Annotated in this window: 16 protein-coding genes and 2 pseudogenes; 9 read left to right on the top strand and 9 right to left on the bottom strand. The window is 70.8% G+C overall.

Translation table 11 applies throughout. The features are described from left to right. The first annotated feature begins 410 nt into the window (after positions 1-410). Positions 411-1,298 (top strand): cupin domain-containing protein, encoded by an 888-nt coding sequence (locus tag ACIRSU_RS20550; protein ID WP_403794026.1) that lies wholly within the window; start codon positions 411-413, stop codon positions 1,296-1,298. A gap of 183 nt (positions 1,299-1,481) precedes the next feature. Further along, positions 1,482-2,318 (top strand): alpha/beta hydrolase, encoded by an 837-nt coding sequence (locus ACIRSU_RS20555; protein ID WP_403794027.1) that lies wholly within the window; start codon positions 1,482-1,484, stop codon positions 2,316-2,318. Positions 2,319-2,451: 133 nt separating this feature from the next. Here ACIRSU_RS20555 and ACIRSU_RS20560 read toward each other — a convergent pair whose 3' ends face one another. Then, positions 2,452-3,726 carry a M23 family metallopeptidase gene (locus tag ACIRSU_RS20560; RefSeq protein ID WP_403794028.1) on the bottom strand — a complete coding sequence of 425 codons (1,275 nt, stop codon included), beginning with the start codon at positions 3,724-3,726 and terminating at the stop codon, positions 2,452-2,454. 565 nt (positions 3,727-4,291) lie between these two features. Here ACIRSU_RS20560 and ACIRSU_RS20565 point away from each other — a divergent pair. The 4 genes and pseudogenes from ACIRSU_RS20565 (at position 4,292) to ACIRSU_RS20580 (ending at position 6,230) form a co-directional block, all read left to right on the top strand. Continuing rightward, positions 4,292-4,495, top strand: coding sequence for a cold-shock protein (locus ACIRSU_RS20565; RefSeq protein ID WP_403794029.1), 204 nt, complete (start codon positions 4,292-4,294; stop codon positions 4,493-4,495). Between the two features lie 284 nt (positions 4,496-4,779). Continuing rightward, positions 4,780-5,421: pseudogene (locus ACIRSU_RS20570) on the top strand (helicase-related protein); the annotation flags it as partial. A 46-nt stretch (positions 5,422-5,467) separates the two neighbouring features. Beyond that, a pseudogene (locus ACIRSU_RS20575) lies at positions 5,468-5,874 on the top strand (CBS domain-containing protein). A 47-nt stretch (positions 5,875-5,921) separates the two neighbouring features. Beyond that, positions 5,922-6,230 (top strand): SCO5918 family protein, encoded by a 309-nt coding sequence (locus ACIRSU_RS20580; protein WP_403794031.1) that lies wholly within the window; start codon positions 5,922-5,924, stop codon positions 6,228-6,230. Between the two features lie 111 nt (positions 6,231-6,341). Here the strand turns inward: ACIRSU_RS20580 and ACIRSU_RS20585 are convergent, their stop codons facing one another. Next, positions 6,342-6,698 (bottom strand): hypothetical protein, encoded by a 357-nt coding sequence (locus ACIRSU_RS20585; protein WP_403794033.1) that lies wholly within the window; start codon positions 6,696-6,698, stop codon positions 6,342-6,344. Positions 6,699-7,498: 800 nt separating this feature from the next. Between ACIRSU_RS20585 and ACIRSU_RS20590 the strand changes: the two genes are divergently transcribed. Beyond that, positions 7,499-7,837 carry a MerR family transcriptional regulator gene (locus tag ACIRSU_RS20590; RefSeq protein ID WP_403794035.1) on the top strand — a complete coding sequence of 113 codons (339 nt, stop codon included), beginning with the start codon at positions 7,499-7,501 and terminating at the stop codon, positions 7,835-7,837. A 460-nt stretch (positions 7,838-8,297) separates the two neighbouring features. Continuing rightward, complete coding sequence (locus ACIRSU_RS20595; RefSeq protein WP_403794037.1) at positions 8,298-9,170, top strand: hypothetical protein; 873 nt, start codon at positions 8,298-8,300, stop codon at positions 9,168-9,170. A 203-nt stretch (positions 9,171-9,373) separates the two neighbouring features. Here ACIRSU_RS20595 and ACIRSU_RS20600 read toward each other — a convergent pair whose 3' ends face one another. Beyond that, entirely contained in the window at positions 9,374-10,786 is a 1,413-nt protein-coding gene (locus tag ACIRSU_RS20600) for a PLP-dependent aminotransferase family protein (protein WP_403794039.1), read from the bottom strand. An 87-nt stretch (positions 10,787-10,873) separates the two neighbouring features. Here ACIRSU_RS20600 and ACIRSU_RS20605 point away from each other — a divergent pair, with 87 nt between their 5' ends. Beyond that, entirely contained in the window at positions 10,874-12,169 is a 1,296-nt protein-coding gene (locus ACIRSU_RS20605; protein WP_403794041.1) for an MFS transporter, read from the top strand. A gap of 109 nt (positions 12,170-12,278) precedes the next feature. On the opposite strand, the gene ACIRSU_RS20610 is transcribed toward ACIRSU_RS20605, so the two are convergent. From ACIRSU_RS20610 to ACIRSU_RS20635, 6 genes are all read right to left on the bottom strand, one after another. After that, positions 12,279-12,896 (bottom strand): histidine phosphatase family protein, encoded by a 618-nt coding sequence (locus ACIRSU_RS20610; protein WP_403794042.1) that lies wholly within the window; start codon positions 12,894-12,896, stop codon positions 12,279-12,281. 5 nt (positions 12,897-12,901) lie between these two features. Then, complete coding sequence (locus ACIRSU_RS20615; protein WP_403794044.1) at positions 12,902-13,387, bottom strand: SRPBCC family protein; 486 nt, start codon at positions 13,385-13,387, stop codon at positions 12,902-12,904. A 24-nt stretch (positions 13,388-13,411) separates the two neighbouring features. After that, complete coding sequence (locus ACIRSU_RS20620; RefSeq protein WP_403794046.1) at positions 13,412-15,178, bottom strand: carbamoyltransferase; 1,767 nt, start codon at positions 15,176-15,178, stop codon at positions 13,412-13,414. 90 nt (positions 15,179-15,268) lie between these two features. Then, the gene (locus ACIRSU_RS20625) at positions 15,269-16,378 is read right to left on the bottom strand and encodes an NAD(P)/FAD-dependent oxidoreductase (RefSeq protein WP_403794048.1); all 1,110 of its coding nucleotides are present in this window, start codon (positions 16,376-16,378) and stop codon (positions 15,269-15,271) included. After that, positions 16,375-17,328, bottom strand: a complete 954-nt coding sequence (locus ACIRSU_RS20630; RefSeq protein WP_403794050.1) for a hypothetical protein — start codon at positions 17,326-17,328, stop codon at positions 16,375-16,377. Before ACIRSU_RS20630 ends, ACIRSU_RS20625 begins: the two co-directional genes overlap by 4 nt. Before the next feature lie 192 nt (positions 17,329-17,520). After that, positions 17,521-18,093: a hypothetical protein gene (locus tag ACIRSU_RS20635; RefSeq protein WP_403794903.1), complete on the bottom strand. Its 573-nt coding sequence runs from the start codon at positions 18,091-18,093 to the stop codon at positions 17,521-17,523. Positions 18,094-18,115 lie beyond the last annotated feature (22 nt).

Below are 18,115 nucleotides of genomic sequence, written 5' to 3' on the forward strand. Positions count from 1 at the left end.
CGCACCTCCGCGCCGGGCAATGCCCCTCCAAGCCGATGCCTCCCGTGGCGCTGTTCTGAAGGCTGTGCCACAACGTGCCAGTAGGGGCGGTGAACAGCGGTCAACAAGGGGACGGACAGAGCAACCAAATTGGAACCCCGGACGGGCGTTCGCGCAGGTCAGAGACCATCCGAGCGCTCAAGTGCCGGGTGCTTCCCAAGCTTATAGCGCGGGTTCGATTCCCGTCATCCGCTCCATAGCAAAGCCCCAGGTCAGAGACCTGGGGCTTTCGTCGTTGCCCAGAGGGCACGCGGCGCACCGTCTGGCACTGCCTTTCGGGTGGCGCGGCTCTGCTTTCGATCAGCCCCGTGGCGCACGAGTCGCTGATAGAAGAACCGGGAGCACTACACGACAGGTGAGGCCACCAGAGCATGAGTGATCCGGTCGGGCCGCAGGCCGCCCCGCTCGACGCGTCCGTCGACGCGCTGTCCGACGTACTCGACATGATCCACCTGCGCGGCGAGGCGCTGACCTCGGTCCGGGCGAGCGGCGGGACCGACGTCCGGCACACGCAGGGAGAGCGGGCGCTGCACCTCGTCGAGGAGGGGCCGGTCGATCTCGTCGTCGCCGAGGGGGCCCGACTACGGCTCGGGCGGGGGGACATGGCGTTGCTGGCGACCGGCGCCACGCACCGGCTGAGGGCGGTGGAGGGGGACGCCTCCTGGATGAGCGGCCGGTTTCTTGTCGAGGAGAGTGCGGCCTCCCCGCTCCTCGCGTCGCTGCCCGACGTCATCGTGCTGCGCGGCGCCGAACCCGGTCTGGAGTGGCTGCCGCTCAGCGCCGGTCTCCTTGCGGCCGAGATCGCCGACCCGAGCGCCGGGTCGCGGGCGATGGCGTCCAGACTCCTTGACCTGCTGTTCATCAAGGCGTTGCGGGCCTGGTCCGACGCCGACGGGGCCGGCGGCAGCCCTGGGTGGCTGACCGCGGCGCTCGACCGGTCCCTCGGGCCCGCCCTGTGGGCCATCCACCGCCATCCCGAGCAGCCCTGGACGGTGGAGGAGCTGGCCGGGCTCGCCTCGCTGTCCCGGGCCGCGTTCGCGGCCCGCTTCACCCGCCTGGCCGGAGACCCTCCCGCCCGCTACCTCGCCCGGCTCCGCCTGGCCCGCGCGGCCGACCGGATCGCCACCACCACCGAACCGGTGGGAGCGATCGGCAAGGCCCTGGGATACGAGTCGGAGGCGGCGTTCTCCCGGGCCTTCGCCCGCGAGTACGGCTCCGCCCCCCGCGACTGGCGCGCCACCCGAAAAGCGCCGGAATAGGTCCGGCCGAGCGTTTGGGCAAAGAAAGGAAGCGAGTCGATCATTCCGCTCCACTGACCGCCGGAATAGCGTCTTCCGTGTCGGCGCAAGGCCGACGAGCCGCGGCGCCGGATCGCCCGGCGGGAAGACGAGCCGGCAGGCAGCGGGCCCAGCCCCTCGGCCGGAGAGATCAGGGTGAGACTCATGGAGCGAGAAACGGCCACGGACACCGTCGTCCTCATCCACGGCCTCTGGATGACCCCACTGTCGTGGGAGAACTGGGTCACCCGCTACGAACAGCGCGGGCTCAAGGTGATCACTCCCGGCTACCCCGGCATCCAGCCCGGCACCGCCGGAGTCCAGGCCCTGCGCGACGACCCCTCCCCCCTGGCCGGCCTGGGCGTGACCGAGGTGTTCGACCACCTCAAGCACGTCATCGGCGGGCTCGACACGAAGCCGGTCATCATGGGGCACTCGTTCGGCGGTGCCTTCGTCCAGCTCCTCCTGGACGCCGGGTACGGCTCGGCGGGCGTATCCATCGACGGCGCGGCCGTGAAGGGGATCAAGTCCCTCCCGTTCAGCGAGATCAAGGCGACCTTCCCCGTCCTGAAGAACCCGGCCAACAAGAGCCGCGCGGTACCGATCACCGAGAAGGAGTTCCACTACGCCTTCACGAACAACCTCACCGAGGAGGAGTCGAAGGCCGTCTACGACCGCTACTCCGTCCCCGTCTCGGGCCGCATCCTCTTCCAGGGCGGATTCGCCAACTTCACCCCGGGCGCGGCGACGACCTACGACTTCGCCAACGACGACCGCGCCCCGCTGCTGTTCATCTCCGGCGGCAACGACAACATCCTGCCGCCCTCCGTGCAGCGCGAGAACTACGAGAAGAACGCCAAGCGCTCGAAGGCGATCACCGCCTACAAGCTCTTCGACGGCCGCAGCCACTACACCTGCGGCGAACCCGGCTGGGAAGCCGTCGCCGACCTCGCCCTCGACTGGGCCCTCTCCCCCACCGCCGGCGACCTCGACCAGCCCTGACCCCTGCCCTGCCGGCGGGACCGCCGGTACGTCGCGACGGCCAGGAACCCACCCCGGACGACCCCGACGCCCCGATGCCGGTTATGTCAGAGACCTGGGCTTCGTCGTCGTCCGGGCTGTCACCGGAACCGGGTCAGAATTCCAGCACCTCGCGGTCGAGCGGGTACCGCGCGCGGTGGGGGCCGTCGTACGGCGAGGGCGTGATCGGGAGGACGCCGGTGGGCTGCAGGCCCAGGTTGTCGTCCCAGAAACGGGGTTCGACCTGTCCGACGACGCGGAACTCCCGGAAGGTGAACGGCGGGCTGTCGGTCGGGAAGAACTCGGGCGTGGTCATCACCTGGAAGTGCAGGTGCGGCGTGGTCGAGTTGCCGCTGTTGCCGATCAGCCCGAGAACCCGGCCGGGGTCGACGCAGTCGCCTTCCCGGACCCTGAGCGAGCCGGGCTTCAGGTGGGCGTAGAGCAGATAGCGGCCCGGCGCGACCTCCACGGTGACGTGGTTGCCGACGGTCTCCTCGATGGGCGGGACCGGCGGCGTGACGGGCGGCGTGTTGTCCGGGATCCCGTCCTGGACCTCCACCACCCTGCCGCCGGCCGCCGCCACGACGGGCTGCCGGTAGCTCAGGTAGCTGGTGAGCCGCGCGGGGTCGCCCTCCCAGGTCTGTCCCTGCTCGCCGACCTTGTACCAGTCGATCGCGAAGCGCTGCGGCACGTAGAAGCGGCCGTTGATCGGACCGAGGCCGCGCCGGTGGTGGGTGTTGCCGCAGCACGACTCGCTGGAGTACCAGGTGCCGGGACGGACCGGCGCGTCCAGGTCCAGCGGAGCGGTGCGGTCGGTCGGGGTGATCTGGACCGTCTCCTCGAACGGGGAGGAGCCGGAGGCGGTGAGGACGGCGCCCGAGAGGTGGTGTTCGAGGACCTTGGGCACCCGCTGCCCCTGGTCGAGGGCCAGGTCGAGCCAGACCACCCACTGCTGGGAGCCCGGGATCACGGTCGGCGTCGGCCCCGGCGGCGCCGGGGTGTACCCGTCCGCGCCCGGCAGGGGGTCGCCCACCGGGTTGGCGGCATCGGCCAGCGCCTGCCCGCTCAGCGAGCCCACCACCCGGTGCGTGCGGGCGTCCCGGACCTCGACCCGGTCCAGCCGCACCCGTGCGCTGCTGGGCAGCGCGTTCGTGGTGAGCAGTTCGTACGAGAGGTGCGTCTTGCCGTCCGTGGCGCGGAACGGCGCCGGTTCGGTCATCACGGCCGCCGTCAACGGCGTGAACTGGGGGCCGGGTGCCGGTGCGGTCGGGCCGGTGCCGTATCCGGGTGCCGTCGAAGCCGTCAGCATGCCGACCGCGAGCACGGCGGCGGCGAGCCCGCGACGTAGCGGACTGCGGCCGGTGCGGTTGCGAGGGTGGCGCTCTGCCATGGTGCTCTTCCAGTCGTCGGGTCCGGGGCCGCGAAGGGCACCGGCACGCCCCGCGCCGAGACGCAGGCTCATGTAATCCGGCCGAGCGGCGCTCCGGCGGACCGGCGCCGGAGTCGGGTGCCGAACTACACCCGTCCAGCCGCACCGGACCGCCGGGTGGGAGCCGGTAGGTGCCCCGTCCGTGCCCTCCAGGGCGGGACCCGTGGCCCCGCGCTCGCGGTACGGGCCCGAGTCGGCTCGCGGGCCCGCACCAAATTCGGAACGAGCCAATACTTACCATCGCCGATGCCAATACTTACCATCGCCGATGTAGATTCTCGCCGGCGCCACCGAAAGAGTTTCTTCCGGCGTCGCGCGGGGGCGAATTCGGAGCGCGCACAGGCGGCATCGGCATGCTACTGTCGAATCAGTTGCAGTTTTGGTACCCGATACTTCGAACGCCCCGCCGGCCACATGCCGCACGGAAGCGTCTTGCATTCCGGTCATTTTCCGGGCAGGGAATCATCGCGGCGACACGGAGTCCGTAAGGTGCGGACTCCGCTGCACTGCCCAAAGGAGATATGACATGGCTACTGGCAGCGTGAAGTGGTTCAACGCGGAAAAGGGATTCGGCTTCATCGAGCAGGACGGTGGCGGCCCCGACGTGTTCGCCCACTACTCGAACATCGCCACCCAGGGCTTCCGTGAGCTCCAGGAGGGGCAGAAGGTCTCCTTCGACATCGCGCAGGGCCAGAAGGGCCCGACGGCCGAGAACATCGTTCCCGCCTGACACTGACGCGCAATACGTAGCTGGGGCCCGCATCCTTCGGGGTGCGGGCCCCAGCTGCATGCATTCACAGAGCCCTGTCCGTGCGCCTGCACCAAAGGCCGCCGCCCTCGCCCGCCCAACATATCGACCCGTCCGCCCCGGATCCACGGTCGCCTGATTTCTCCCTCTCCATTCGGCCGTTCCGGCGATTTCCGACACCATTCATTCGCTGCCGGAATTCTCGCTGAGCCCCGTGTCAAGGAAAGTTCTGAATGAACCCCACACGAACGGACGGCCGTACCTCCCGAACCCGCAGCAAGGGCGCCACTGCGTACGATCCGGCTCTGGACCGGCGTCTCCTCGCCGAGCCCCGCCGGCCGGTGGCCCTGGTACCGGGCCCGACCCGGGAACTCGCCCCGCAGGTCACGGACGCCCTCACCCCCTGCGCCCGCGCGGTGGAGCCGCGCCCGGCCACCGTCGTCGGGGGAGTGCCGATCCGTCGGCAGGCCGGCGCGCCGCGCAACGGCGCCGGAGTCGTCGCCGCCACGAACGTCGCGGCCCGCGGGATCCCTGTGGACCGGCTCGGCCTCGTCGTCGACGTGGACCCGCCGGCCGGCCACAAGGACTGTCTCCAGCGCAGCGGCCGTACCGCACGAGCCGGCGCTTCGGGCAGTGTCGTCACCTTGGTGACCGGCGACCAGCGCCGCGACATGACGCGCCTCATGACGGCCGCCGGCATCGTGCCCGAGACCGCCCAGGTCCGCTCCGGCGACGATGCGCTGGTCCGGATCACCGGCGCGCAGAACCCCTTGGGCATTCCGGTGACGATCACCGCGCCACCCACCGAGCAGCGGCGCGAACGCGGCACGGCTTCTCGCGGTCGAGGCGCTCCCGCCGCGACGGCGTGGCGCTCCGGCACGCGGCGTTCCGCCGGCACGGCGGCCTGAGCACGGCGCCATCCGGAAGCCGACCCAACTCCTCAGGAGGCACATCGTGACACTGGTGCAGACGCAGCCCCGCCCGACACACCCCGACCCCACGCACCCGACGGGCGCCGACACCATGGACACCGCCGGACCGCAGGTCTGCGACGACATGACCGTGGAGGTGGCCCTGGCCGTCATGGCGGGGGCCCGCACCGGGCACCTGCTGGTCTGCGACAACGACGGTCAGCGCACGGGCCTTGTCACCCGGACCCAGCTCACCACCGTCCGCGACAGCCCCGCCTACAGCGACCGGCTGCAGCTGCGCGACCTCTCCGACGACAGCAGCCGTTCACCTCGGCGACGCCTGTGACGCCCCGTCGGGCCCCTGCGTCCCCGCGGAGCCCCACCTCGGCCGTCGCAGCCGAACAGGACGACACCCCGGACACCCCCGCGCCGGCCCTCGTCCCCGCATGAACCGCTCCCTACGGCGGACCATCCCTTTCCTCTCCCTGTGAGGCATCATGCGCTGTGTCATCGCACGCTTCCCCTTCGAGCTGACCAAGAGCGGCGTCCTGGACTCCATGAACGGCGTCAAACCCGAGGAGATCACCGGCGAGTCCGTGACCATCGGTCGCCGTACCTATCCCGTCAAGCAGGTCGGCCAGATCATCACCCGTCAGGACCGCCGCGACTTCACCGCCCGTGAAGTCGTCCTCGCCATGACCAAACTCGGCTTCACCTGTCGCGGCCTCCCTCGGGGCACCGCGCCCGCCCACGGCCCCGACCCCCTCCAGCAGGCCTCCGCGAGCCTTGGTGCCCCGGCTGCCTGACCGTGATCCACGGGCGATCCTGAGGTGACGCCCGGGCAGCCGAGAGGGCCCGACCGGTATCCGCCGGCCGGGCCCTTTCACGTATCGACGGACGCCGTCGCCCGCGCGAGGTCAGTGATCGGAGTACGTGACGTCGCCCATCGTCCAGGCGCTGATGTCCGCGATCGAGACGCGGTACATTCCGCCCGTCTCGGGGATCCCCACCGTGCCCTGCAGGATCCGGGCCATGTGAAAGTGCAGGTGCGTGGGCGGCTCCTGGCCGCCCCCGGCGGCGAAGACGGCGGAGAACTCGGCCAGGCGGTCGGAGTCCGCCAGGACCTCCGAGACCCGCTGCCGCCACACCGCCTCGGGAGCCAGCCGGCCCGTGATGACCGCGCCCCCGGTGACGACGGTCAGCGACATCTGGTTGCTCTGCCCGGACTCGACCAGCCTGGCAACGTCAACAAGCAGCTCGTCAATCTTCGACATGCGAGCGATCCTACGAGTCACCTCACCCTGTCCGCCGGTCGTCCTGCCGGGTGAGACGAACGGGCGGGCCGCCAGTGCAGGGGCCACCGCGACGTGGAGACCACTGGGCACTCCCACCCGACTCCGGCCGTCCCCTCGCCAGGAACCTGAAAATCTACTGCGGCCGCGATAGACATCGACGTATTGGCGAGCTATGTTTTCTCTCGTAACCCAGAGAGACAACGGGCCTGGCAGACATGAACTGCCGGCAGCAGTACACGTAATCGCAGTGAGCAGGACAGTGCGGCGGCGGAGTTTCGAAGCCAGGGCTTTCGCAGGACGGTGACGGAACTGGCGGCCGGACTGGGCGGCCCGCAGTGATCAGGGGCCTCCATGAGCGGGATCGCGGTCATGGCAGAAGCGATACCCGCGAGAGCAGTAGGGAAGTACCCCGGTGAAGGCGTCGGGCTGCGGACGCGCGCACCAGGGCATGGCAACAGCGGCGCTCCCTCGGGTCGCCGAGCAGTACGCAGTATCCGCAGGGCAAGAAGTCGATCAACAAGGGATGAATGGAGGAACGCGGCGCCATCAGGATCGCCCGGGCAGAAGTCTCGCGTCCGGGTACCGCAGGACATCGATAGCGAGGTGGTCTTCGGTCAGGCAACCGCGATCCCCGCACCCCCGGCAGCGACCAGGCCGGGTGGGCGGATACAGAAGGCCGGCGCTTCATCAGGGCCGGCAGGTGGTGTAGTAGTTCCTTCAGGGCCCTGGTGCCAGTACTGGCACCAGGGCCCCTCTATGCGTTTCACGGAGAGGTGCAAATGACAGCAGATGACTCGTACGACCGTCTCGACGACGACGACTACCCTGCCTACACCATGGGCAGAGCTGCCGAGATGATCGGCGCCACCCAGGGCTTTCTCCGTGCCATCGGGGAAGCCCGCCTGATCACACCGCTGCGCTCCGAGGGCGGCCACCGTCGCTACTCCCGCTACCAGCTCCGCATCGCCGCCCGCGCCCGCGAACTCGTCGACCAGGGCACTCCGATCGAGGCGGCCTGCCGCATCATCATCCTCGAAGACCAGCTCGAAGAAGCCCGCCGCATCAACGCCGAGTACCGCCGCGCCGCCGAATCCGGCGCGCCCACCGAGAAGGCTTGAGACGACTCCGCCCACCCGGGTCCGCAGAGACGGAGGGCGTCGGGGCTGCGCCCCCGCCCCGAAGACCGGCGAGAAGGCCCAGGGCAACCGGCGACCGCCGGCACCGCGCTCACGGACATCGACGTGAGCGTCAGCCGGCCTCGGCTCCGGCGCCTGCCCCGGCTCGACTGCCGGCGTCGGTGGCCGAGGGCACCGATGTTGCGTGCGAAGTCCCGCGTGAAGCAGTCGTCGACAAGGTGCGTCAGAAGCAACCCCTTGGCCGTGCCCCAGCCGCGCCCCGTCCGTGCCCCATCCGTGCCACCGGGGGCCTGGACCGGACCTCATGTGGCCGAAGCCGAGCGGCCGGGGCCGCGGCGCCCTTCCCTGTCGACGGCGCGATGCGCTATGCCTGCCTGACCGCCCAAAGGAGGTCCTGGTGACCACGGCTCGGAACCCTCACGCATCAGGTACACCCGCGCAGATGACCCGCTTCGACGACATCTACGGCCGGCCGGACCCACGTCCGTACTTCGCGGCCCTGGGACCGCTGGACTATCAGGCACCGCATCACGCCCAGCGTCTCTTCCGCCGCCTTCTGCCCTTCGCCGGCTTTCCCGAGGGTCAAGGCCGCCGGGCCGGCCAGGGCGGCCCGCCGCAGTCCACGGTGCTGGACATCTGCTGCTCGTACGGCATCAACGCGGCCCTGCTCAACCACCACGTGACGCTTCGGGAGCTGTACGACCACTACACCTCACCGCAGGTCGCCACGCTGACGACCGCCGAACTGATCGAGGAGGACCGCGGGTACTTCGCGGCACGGCGCCGCGCCGACGCCGTACCCGTCATCGGCCTCGACATCTCCGCGCCGGCCATCGCCTACGCCCGCGCGGTCGGCCTGCTCGACGAGGGATTCGCCGAGAACCTGGAGACCGCGGCACCCAGCCCGGCGCTGCACCGGGCCACTCGCGACACCCGCCTGATCACGGTGACCGGCGGGGCGACCTTCCTGACCGCCCGCACGTTCCGGGCGCTCCTGAAGGGCAGGCAGGAGAGGGGCGGGCAGGAGCCACCCTGGGTGGCCGCCCTCGTCCTGCGGACCGTTCCGTACAAGGACATCTCGGACGGCCTGGCCGAGTTCGGCCTGACCACGCAGCAGGACACGTCCCGCACGTACCCGCAGAGGCGCTTCACCGACGCCGACGAACAGCGCTACGCCATCGCCGCGGTGTCCGCGGCCGGCGACGACCCCCGCGGCAAGGAGACCGACGGCCACTTCCACACGGCCCTGCACCTGTCGCGTCCCCTCGCGCACGCAGCCGCTCATCCGCTGCACACCCTGCTGCGAGATCCATGAGCCGCCACGGCGGCGGGGCTGTGAGGCGTTCGGTGTCAGCACGGTCGCCAAGGAGGTCGGGCACGTGACGGCTCGATGACCGGGCCCGGCCCGACGCCGGCGGCGCGGGTTCGATCCCCCTCATCCGTTCCTGGACGCAGGCCCAGGTCGGCGACCTGGGTCTGGGCCGTTGTCCAGACCCGCCCAAGCGTCTCGCACCGGCCTCATGCCGTGGCGCAGGCGCGTGCCGCGTCGGCGAGGCGGCGGGCTCCCTCCGTGAGGTCGGCGGGGTCTTCCGCCGCCGCGAAACCGAGGCGGAGGAAGGCGCCCGGCGGCTCGGCCGGGAAGGAGGGGGTGCCCGGGTTGACCGCCACGCCGTGGGCCCGTGCCGCTTCCGCGACGGTCGCGTCGTCGAGGCCGGACGGGAGCTGGACCCACAGGTGCAGGCCGCCTTCGGGGATCCGGGCGGGCGTCCAGTCGGGCAGCTCGCGCGCCAGCGCTCCGGCGAGCACGGCGCAGCGCTCTCGCAGCCGTGTGGAGAGAGCGCGCAGATGACGGTCCCAGGCGGGGGTGCTGACGAGTTCCACGGCCGCCTCCTGCAGGGGGCGGGCGATGAAGAAGTCGTCGACCCGGCGCATGCCCTGGAGCCTGCGCATGACGGGTCCGCGGGCGATCACCGCTGCGATACGGAGGCTCGGTGAGGCCGGCTTGGTGAGCGAGGTCAGCTGTATCACGGTGCCGTCGCGGTCGTCGGCGACCAGGGCACGCGGGACGGGTCCGCCGTGGCCGAGGTGGCGGGCGAAGTCGTCCTCGACGAGGAAGGCCCCGGCGGCCCGGGCCACGTCGACGACCTGGCGCCTGCGTTCGGGCGCCAGCACGGTGCCGGTGGGGTTGTGGAAGGTGGGCTGGCAGTACAGCAGTCGGGCCCCGGTCACGGCGAAGGCGTCGGCCAGCAGGTCGGGGCGGATGCCGTCGCCGTCCATCGGTACGGGCACCGGACGCAGTCCCGCCGCGCGGGCGGCGGCCAGCGCGCCCGGGTACGTGGGCGACTCCACGAGGACCGGGCTGCCGGGCGCGGCCAGGGCCCGGAAGACCATGGACAGCGAGCCCTGGCCGCCGCCCGTGACCAGTACGTCCTCGGGGCCGACGGCTCCGCCGGCCGTCCGGGCGAAGATGGCGCGCAGCGGTGCGAGGCCCGCGGCGGGCGCCCGGTCCCAGGCGTCGGGACGGCGGGCGGCGCGGGCCAGAGCGGCGCTCAGTGCCCGGTCGGGGCGGAGCGAGGGGTGCAGGTAGCCGCCCGCCATGGCGATCACCCCGGCGGGTGGCGGATCCGGGGGGCCGTCCTGCGTGCCCGGATCGAACTCGCGGCCGGCGAGGGCCACCGCCTGCCAGGAGGTGTCCGGGGTGTCGGCCGCCGGGTGGGTGCGGCGCGGGGAGACGTAGGTGCCGCTGCCGGGGCGGGTGACCACCTCTCCCTCGGCTGCCAGTTGGGCGAAGGCACGCGACACCGTCACCGGACTGACTCCGTGACGGGTCGTCAACTCCCGGCTGCTGGGCAGGCGGTCGCCGGGCGCGAGGCGGGCGATCTCGGTGCGGAGGATCGCCACGACCATCTCAGTACTGCTACCGTCAGACATGAGACATCAGAGTAACGCTTCTCTCTTTGCTGGAGAACCACTCCTCGACGGGAAGGGACTTCGCGCCGACACGGGGAGGGCCGGCTGATGGCGTCGGCGCACGTGACCGCGGCCGGTCCGGAGCCGGCTGCCCCCGCACCACCGGGCAGCCTCTGGCGCAACGGCGCCTTCCTCACGTTCTGGCTCGGCGAGACCGTGTCCCTGCTCGGCACCCAGGTGACGACACTCGCCCTGCCGCTGACCGCCATCCGCGCGTTCGGGGCGAGCGACGAGCAGGTGGGGCTGCTGCGCTTCCTCCAGCTCGCCCCGTACCTCGGCCTCGCCCTGCTCTTCGGGGTCTGGGTGGACCGGGTCCGCCGGCGCCGGGTCATGCTCGCCGCCAACCTCGTCCGCATGGTCCTGCTCGCCCTGGTCCCCGTCCTCTACTGGGCGGACGCCCTCGGCATGGTCACCCTGACGGTCATCGCGTGCGCCGTCGGCGTCGCGTCGGTGCTGTTCGACGTGAGCTGGATGTCATACGTGCCCACCGTGGTCCGCCACCCCGCTCACTACGTCGAGGCGAGCTCGAAGATGGGCGTCAGCTCCTCCGCGGCCGACGTGGCAGGTCCCGGAATCGCGGGCCTACTGGTGTCGGCACTCTCCGCACCTGTGGCGCTGATCGTGGACGCCGCCTCGTACCTGGTGTCCGTGGTCTCCCTGCTGCTCATCCGCACGCCCGAGCCATGCCCGGAGAACAACGCGCGCCGGCACGTCCTGCGGGAACTGCGGGACGGCCTGGGCTGGGTCATGAGGAACAGGATCCTGCGGGCGCTCGCGCTCGTCGGATTCTGCTGCAACTTCTCCATGATCACCGTGTGGACGATGTTCCTGCTCCACGGCACCCGCGACCTGCACCTCTCCCCCTCCGCCCTCGGCGGCGTCTTCTCCACCGCCTCGGTGGGCGGCCTGATCGGCGCTCTGATCGCCGGACCCGTCATCAAGCGGTTCCGGCTCGGCCGCGTCTACCTGGTGGCCCAGTCCGCCCTGCTGCTCGGACCGGCCCTGATCGCCACCGCCACCGGGCCCAGGCCGGTGGTGATCGCGATGTGCGTCGCGTCCTTCTTCCTCACCTACCTCGGCCTCGGCGTCGCCAACGTCGTCATCGTCAGCCTCCGCCAGACCAGCACCCCTGCCTCGATGATGGGACGCATGACGGCCGCCTTCCGCACGCTGCTGTTCGGCGGCGGTGCCCTCGGCGGCCTGTCCGCCGGCTTCCTGACCGGCGCGCTCGGCGGCGACGCCGCACTCACCCTCGCGGCCGTCGGCTCCGCCACGGTCGCGATCGCGCTCCTCGCCTCCCCCGTCACCAGGCTGACGGCCCTGCCCCGACCGGTGGAGCAGTGACGCCCCGAGGGACACGGCCACGGCCACGGTCCCCTGAGCGCGCCGTGCGCGTCGCAGGGCCGGCGGGCTGATCAGGTCGCCGACAGGTGCCGGCTCCTCGTCGGCGCGCTCAGTTCAGGTGGTGCGTGTCGTTGAGGGACTGCAGCGTCGCGGTGCCGTCCTCCGTGTACGTCACCGTCGACAGGGAGGCCGCCGCGACCTCCATGCGGAACAGGGTGTGCGGCGGGGCCTGGAGGGCGAGGCGGATCAGGGTTCTGACCGGGACGACGTGGGAGACGACCAGGACCGTGGCGCCGGCGTAGCGGGCCAGGAGACCGTCCCGTACGGCGGCGACCCGGCGGGTGACCTGGTGCATGGTCTCGCCTGCGCCCGAGGGGGGAGCCTCGGGCGAGGCGAACCACGCGCTCAGGTCGTCCGGGTGGCGTTCGCGGACCTCGGCGAAGGTGAGGCCCTCCCAGGCGCCGAAGTCCGCCTCCCGCAGGTCCGGGTCGACCTGGACGCGCAGCCCGAGGCGCGCGGCCACGGGCTGCGCGGTCTCCTGGCAGCGCCGCATCGGTGACGTGACGACCGCCTCGATGCCGCCGCGGTGGGCGAGGGCGTCCGCCACCGCGTCGGCCTGCCGGCGTCCGGCGGGTGAGAGTCCCGGATTGGATCCTCCGCTGCCGGAGAGCCGGCGCTGCGGGGTGAGCAGCGTCTCGCCGTGCCGCAGCAGTACGAGTGTCGTCACGTCGCTCACTTCGCGGTCTGCGCGAAGTGGTCCCGTACGCAGTCGGTCTGCTTCTCCATGATGTCGATGATGCCCTCGACCACCTTCAGGTCGGCGTCGTCGGCGATCTCCAGGATCCGCGACCAGTCGAAGAAACAGCGCGCCGGGTCGTTGGTGATGGGGAACACCCGGATGGTGGCCTCGTAGCTGGCGACTCCGCTGGTGGGAGCGACGGCACGGTAGGACTGGGTCTTGTTGATCTCGTCGCGGGCGGCGATCTCCTGCTGGACGACCTTGCCGCTGAGCGTGAGCTTGAAGTCGTAGCGGGCCGGCACGGTCTCGACCGAGCCGCCCTCCACCCAGCTGACGTCCCGGTGGACGTCCAGGTCGCCGGGGGACACGATCTCCAGGATCTGCATGGCGTCGCGGATGGTCGCCCACACGGTGTCCGGGTCGGCGTCGATGATGGTGGAGTGGTACATGGTGTGCTTGCGCTGGATCTTGGTCGGCATGGCGCGCTCCTTCTCGGGCTCGGTCTAGGACTCGTTCTTGGCGATGAGGTGGTTTCCGAGGACCAGGTAGTCGATCTCGGTTCCCATGAAGCAGTTCAGGGCGTCGACGGGGCTGCAGACGATGGGTTCGCCGGCGACGTTGAACGAGGTGTTGATCAGGCACGGGGTGCCGGTGAGTTCGATGAACCTCCGCAGCAGCGCCGTGAGCCGCGGCGTTCCCTCGTCCGTCAGGGTCTGGATGCGGGAGGTGCCGTCCACGTGTACGGCGCCGGGGATGCGGTCCTTGTAGGCGTCGCGCACCGGGAAGACGAACGTCATGTGCGGGGAGCTGGTCTTGCGCCCCATGTCGAAGATCTCCGGCGCCTGCTCCTCGAGGACGAGCGGGGCGAACGGACGGAACGGCTCGCGGTGCTTGACGCGGGTGTTGATGATGTCCTTGATGTCGTCGAAGCCCGGGTTGGCGAGGATGCTGCGGTGTCCGAGGGCGCGCGGCCCGTGCTCGACGCGGCCTTCGAACCAGCCGATGACGACCTTCTCCGTCAGGAGCTTCGCCACCTGCTCGACGACCTCGTCGTCGTCCAGGCGTGAGACGACGACACGGCCGGCGAAGCCCTCCAGGGCCTCCTCGATCGCGGCCTCGTCGTAGGCCGGACCCAGGTAGGGGGTGACGGGCGCGGAGGCGGCGAGGATGTCCGACGGGGTGGTGCCGGGGTCGTCGAGCCAGGCGTGGGCCGCGGCGCCGATGGTGATGCCGGTGTCGGAGGCACCGAAGCTGACCTGCATGTCCTCGAAGCGGGAGCCCTCGAACAGCGGGGTGTTGTTGAGGCAGTTGAGGGCGACGCCGCCCTCGAACAGCAGCCGGTCGAGGTCCGTCCTCTTCTCCAGGTGACGGACCTGGTGGGCGGTGGCCACGTTCAGCATCTGCTGCGCTGCCGCGGCAACGCGGGAGGTGTACTCGAGGGTGTCCTCGAAGGGCCCGAAGTACTCCTCGAACAGGGCGTCGTGACTGTGCAGGTTGTCGGTCTGGAGGGGCTTGGTGAAGGAGTAGCGCCCGTCGTCGTGCAGCCTCAGCAGGTCGTCGAGGAACGGGTTCGGAGTCGGCGGCTCGGCGTATCCGGCCAGGCCCATCACCTTGTACTCGTCGTTGTTCGGGACGAAGCCGAGGAAGCGGGTGATGGAGGAGAACAGGGTGCCCATGGAGTACTGGGCGCCGGTGACGCTGTCGTCGAAGACGGTGATCCTGCCGTCGCGGATCTCGCCCGTCAGGGTCGAGAAGCGCTCGGCGCGGCCGTCGCTGACGAGGAAAGCGGCGTCCTTCATGCCGGCGAGGTAGTAGCCGGTCGTGGCGTGCGCCAGGTGGTGCGGGACGAAGCGGACCTTGGCCGGGTCGGGGCGGTGTCCCGTACGGGCCTCGAAGTCCGCCAGCATCGCCTCGTGGCTGACGACCTGGTCGAACAGGTCGGCCATGTCGCCCATGAGGCGCGTCTTCGCGTCCTCCGCCAGCGGCGAGGTGCGGATGCCGTCGCGGATCTCGTCCAGGATCCGGGGAGTCCAGTTCCAGGGGAACGCGAAGAGGTCGACGTCTTCGAACGTGATCCCGGCCTCCTTGAGGCACCAGTCGATCGCGTTGACGGGGAAGTCGGTGGTCTTCTTCTCCCGGTTGAGGCGTTCCTCCTCCACGGCGGCGACCAGGCGGCCGTCGATCAGGACTGCGGCGGCGGCGTCGTGGCCCAAGAGGTAATGCTTGTTGATGCCGGTCGCGCCGAGGCGTTCGGAGAAGAACTCCGACACCCGGCTGAAACCATTACATCCAAGAACAATCACGTCATTCTTTCCTGTTCTGGGGCTACCGGGGCACCCGAGGTACCGGGGCCACCGGGGCTACTTGACGGTCAGCAGGTCGCGGAGCCGCTGCCCGGCCGCCGGGGCCTGGCACAGGCCCGCGCCCGTGAATCCGGCCGCGTACAGGAAGCGCCGGGTGGGGTCTTCGCCGATGAGGGCGGTGTTGTCGGGGCTGGCGTCGAAGTCACCGGACCACGCGCGGTGCAGGCCGATGCCGTCCAGGGCGGGGAACACGGTGCCGAGATGGCCGGCGACGCGGCCGAGCCAGTCCTCGCGTGCCTCGCCGTCCTTGGGCGCCCCCATGGCGAGCAGGATGCGGTCCTTCCACGAGCGGATCCGCAGACCGGACGCGGCGTGCATCGTCATGGGGAGCTCGGGGTGCGGGGCGGGCGGGACGTCGGTGAAGAGCATCTCCATCACACGGGGCGCCAGCGGCAGGTCGACCGACGCCATGGACGCCACCTCGCCGGACCAGGGCCCGGCCGTGCACACGATGCTGTCCGCCTTGATGCTGCCCTGCGGCGTGTGGACGGTGTTGTCGTCGTCGATGCCCGTGACGGGCGTGTGGGTGAACAGCCGGGCGCCGTGGTTACGGGCGCCGGCCGCGTAGCCGCGGACGATGTCGAGGCCGTCCACGTGGTACGCCTCGGGATTCCAGGCGGCGGCGAGCACAGCGCGCTCGCTGATCAGCGGGTTGAGCTCGGCCGCCGCACGGGCGGTGATCAGGTCGACCCGGACGCCGGCGGCCTGCTGGGCCTGCTGCTCGGCCTCGAACGCGGCGATCTGCTGTTCGTCGGTGAACAGCGCCATGAACCCCAGCCGCCTCAGGCCGAGAGACGCCCCGGTGTGGCGGGCGAAGTCGTGGTAGGCCTCCAGGCTGCGCACGGCGCGCTGCCCCGTGACGGGATTGCCGGGGAAGTACGTGCGGACCATGCCGGCGGTGTGCGCGGACGCTCCGCCGCCGAGCCCTCCCCGCTCCAACAGGACGGTGTCCAGGCCGGCTTCGGCGAGGTGGTAGGCGGCGGAGGTCCCGATCACTCCCCCGCCGATGACGACGGCGTCGGCCCGGCCGGGCAGAGCGCTCGGGGTGTGCGAGGTGTGCGAGGTGCTCGGAGTGTTCGGGGCATGCGGGGTGTTCGGGGTGTTCACCGGGCGACGCTCTGCTGGCGCAGGTGGTCACCGGTCTCCCACGGGTACAGCTGGAGGTTCCAGCCGCCGAGGCAGTTGATGTAGAGGGCCATCTGGCTGGTGACGGCGTAGAAGTCGTCACGGTCGAGGTCGTCCAGGACGGCGAGGAAGCGCTGGGTGAACGCCCACAGCTTCTCCAGGCCGCAGTAGCCCAGGAACTCGGCGGGGACACCGACCAGGAGCCGGGTCATGTGGACGAGCGACTCCATGGACATGCCCTGGACGGCGGCCCGGACGAGCCCGCCGTAGGCGGCGTAACCCAGCGGGCGCGTCTCGCCGTTGACGAACAGCAGGGTGGGCAGGACGGTCCCGAAGTTGCCCGCCCGGGACGGGATGATGCCCTGGTGGAGCTCGTCCAGCTCGACCGGCGGCGCGAGCCAGACCTTCTCGGTCTCGGCGTGGATGTCCGCGATCAGGCGGTCGGCTTCCACGTCGGTGGCGTTGAGCATCGGAATGCGGTGGCCGCCCGGCTCGCCCGCGTGGCGGACCTCGGCGGTGATCTGCTTCTTCGTCGAGTAGACGGCGTCCCAGATCGCGGCTCCGGCCTCAAGGAGGGCGGGCATGTCCGCCGCACGGATCCGGCCGACCGGGGTGGCGGGCATCGGCTCGGTCAGCGTGCCGTACTTGATGCCCAGGTGCTGCAGACCGGAGAGGAACACGGTGCCGTCGGGGGCCTCGCGCCGGTCCGGGATACGGGTGTCATGGGGTGTGTGCAGCAGAGCCGGGATCGGCGACACGTGGTAGAGGTGCTCGCCCGCGATGAGCGCGTGCCCCTGGAGGCTCCGGTAGGGCAGCGACTCCCAGAGGGCGTCGGCGAGCGCCGGATTGCGGCCGTCAAGGTCGGCGGTGACCGTGATGCCCAGGTCCGGCCAGGAGATCTCTATCTGACGGCCAGGCAGCTTCTCGGACAAGGCTTTCCCCGTTCGTTGGTTCGGCTTGTCCGTGGAGTACATCGCCAACTGGCTTGTTTTAGTCAGGCGTTGAAAGCATGAAACTCCGAGCAGCCTGAGGTGCGTGGTTCGTGTGTTTCTGGGGAACCGCAGCTCAGGCGCGCGAACCGGGCGGAGGGGAGCCGCCCGAACGGTGGCTGAAGGGCAGCGGACTCAGACGAAGAGGAACGCGGTGGCGGTGGCCGCGCCCAGCGACGCGCCGGCGATCGTCTGCGCCACCGTGTGGTAGGTCAGCGCGACCCGCGACCAGCACACGGCGACCGTGAGCACGTAGGCGAGCAGCCACCACGGCGAGTGCACCGCGGCGAGCAGCGCCACCACCGCCGAGGCGACGGCGGAGTCCACCGAGATCTTCCAGACGGTGTTCACGGCGAGCAGCCCGATGGTCATCACCCACAGGGCGAGCATCGCGACGAGGATGGCCGTGGGGGCCCCGCCGAGGAGCATGACCAGCGACCCGGTGCCGATGGAGCCGAGGATGACGAAGAAGATCGGTGCCCGCTGGGTGCGGTCGACCACATGGCGGTCGCCCCAGGTGCCCCGCTTGCGCTCCCATTCGATGTAGCCGGCCGGGATCAGCCCGGCGCACAGGGCGCCGAGCAGACCCCACAGCAGGCCGGTCCAGTGCCCGGCCGCGGCCAGGCCGATGCCGAGCATGCCCACGAGCAGGACGTTGCGGGGCTGCAGGGCGTCGGTGACGACACGGGCCACGGTGGTGGTGCCGATGCCGGTGCTGCTACTGCTGCTC

The sequence above is a fragment of the Streptomyces sp. NPDC101160 genome, assembly GCF_044768205.1.
Classification (GTDB): domain Bacteria; phylum Actinomycetota; class Actinomycetes; order Streptomycetales; family Streptomycetaceae; genus Streptomyces.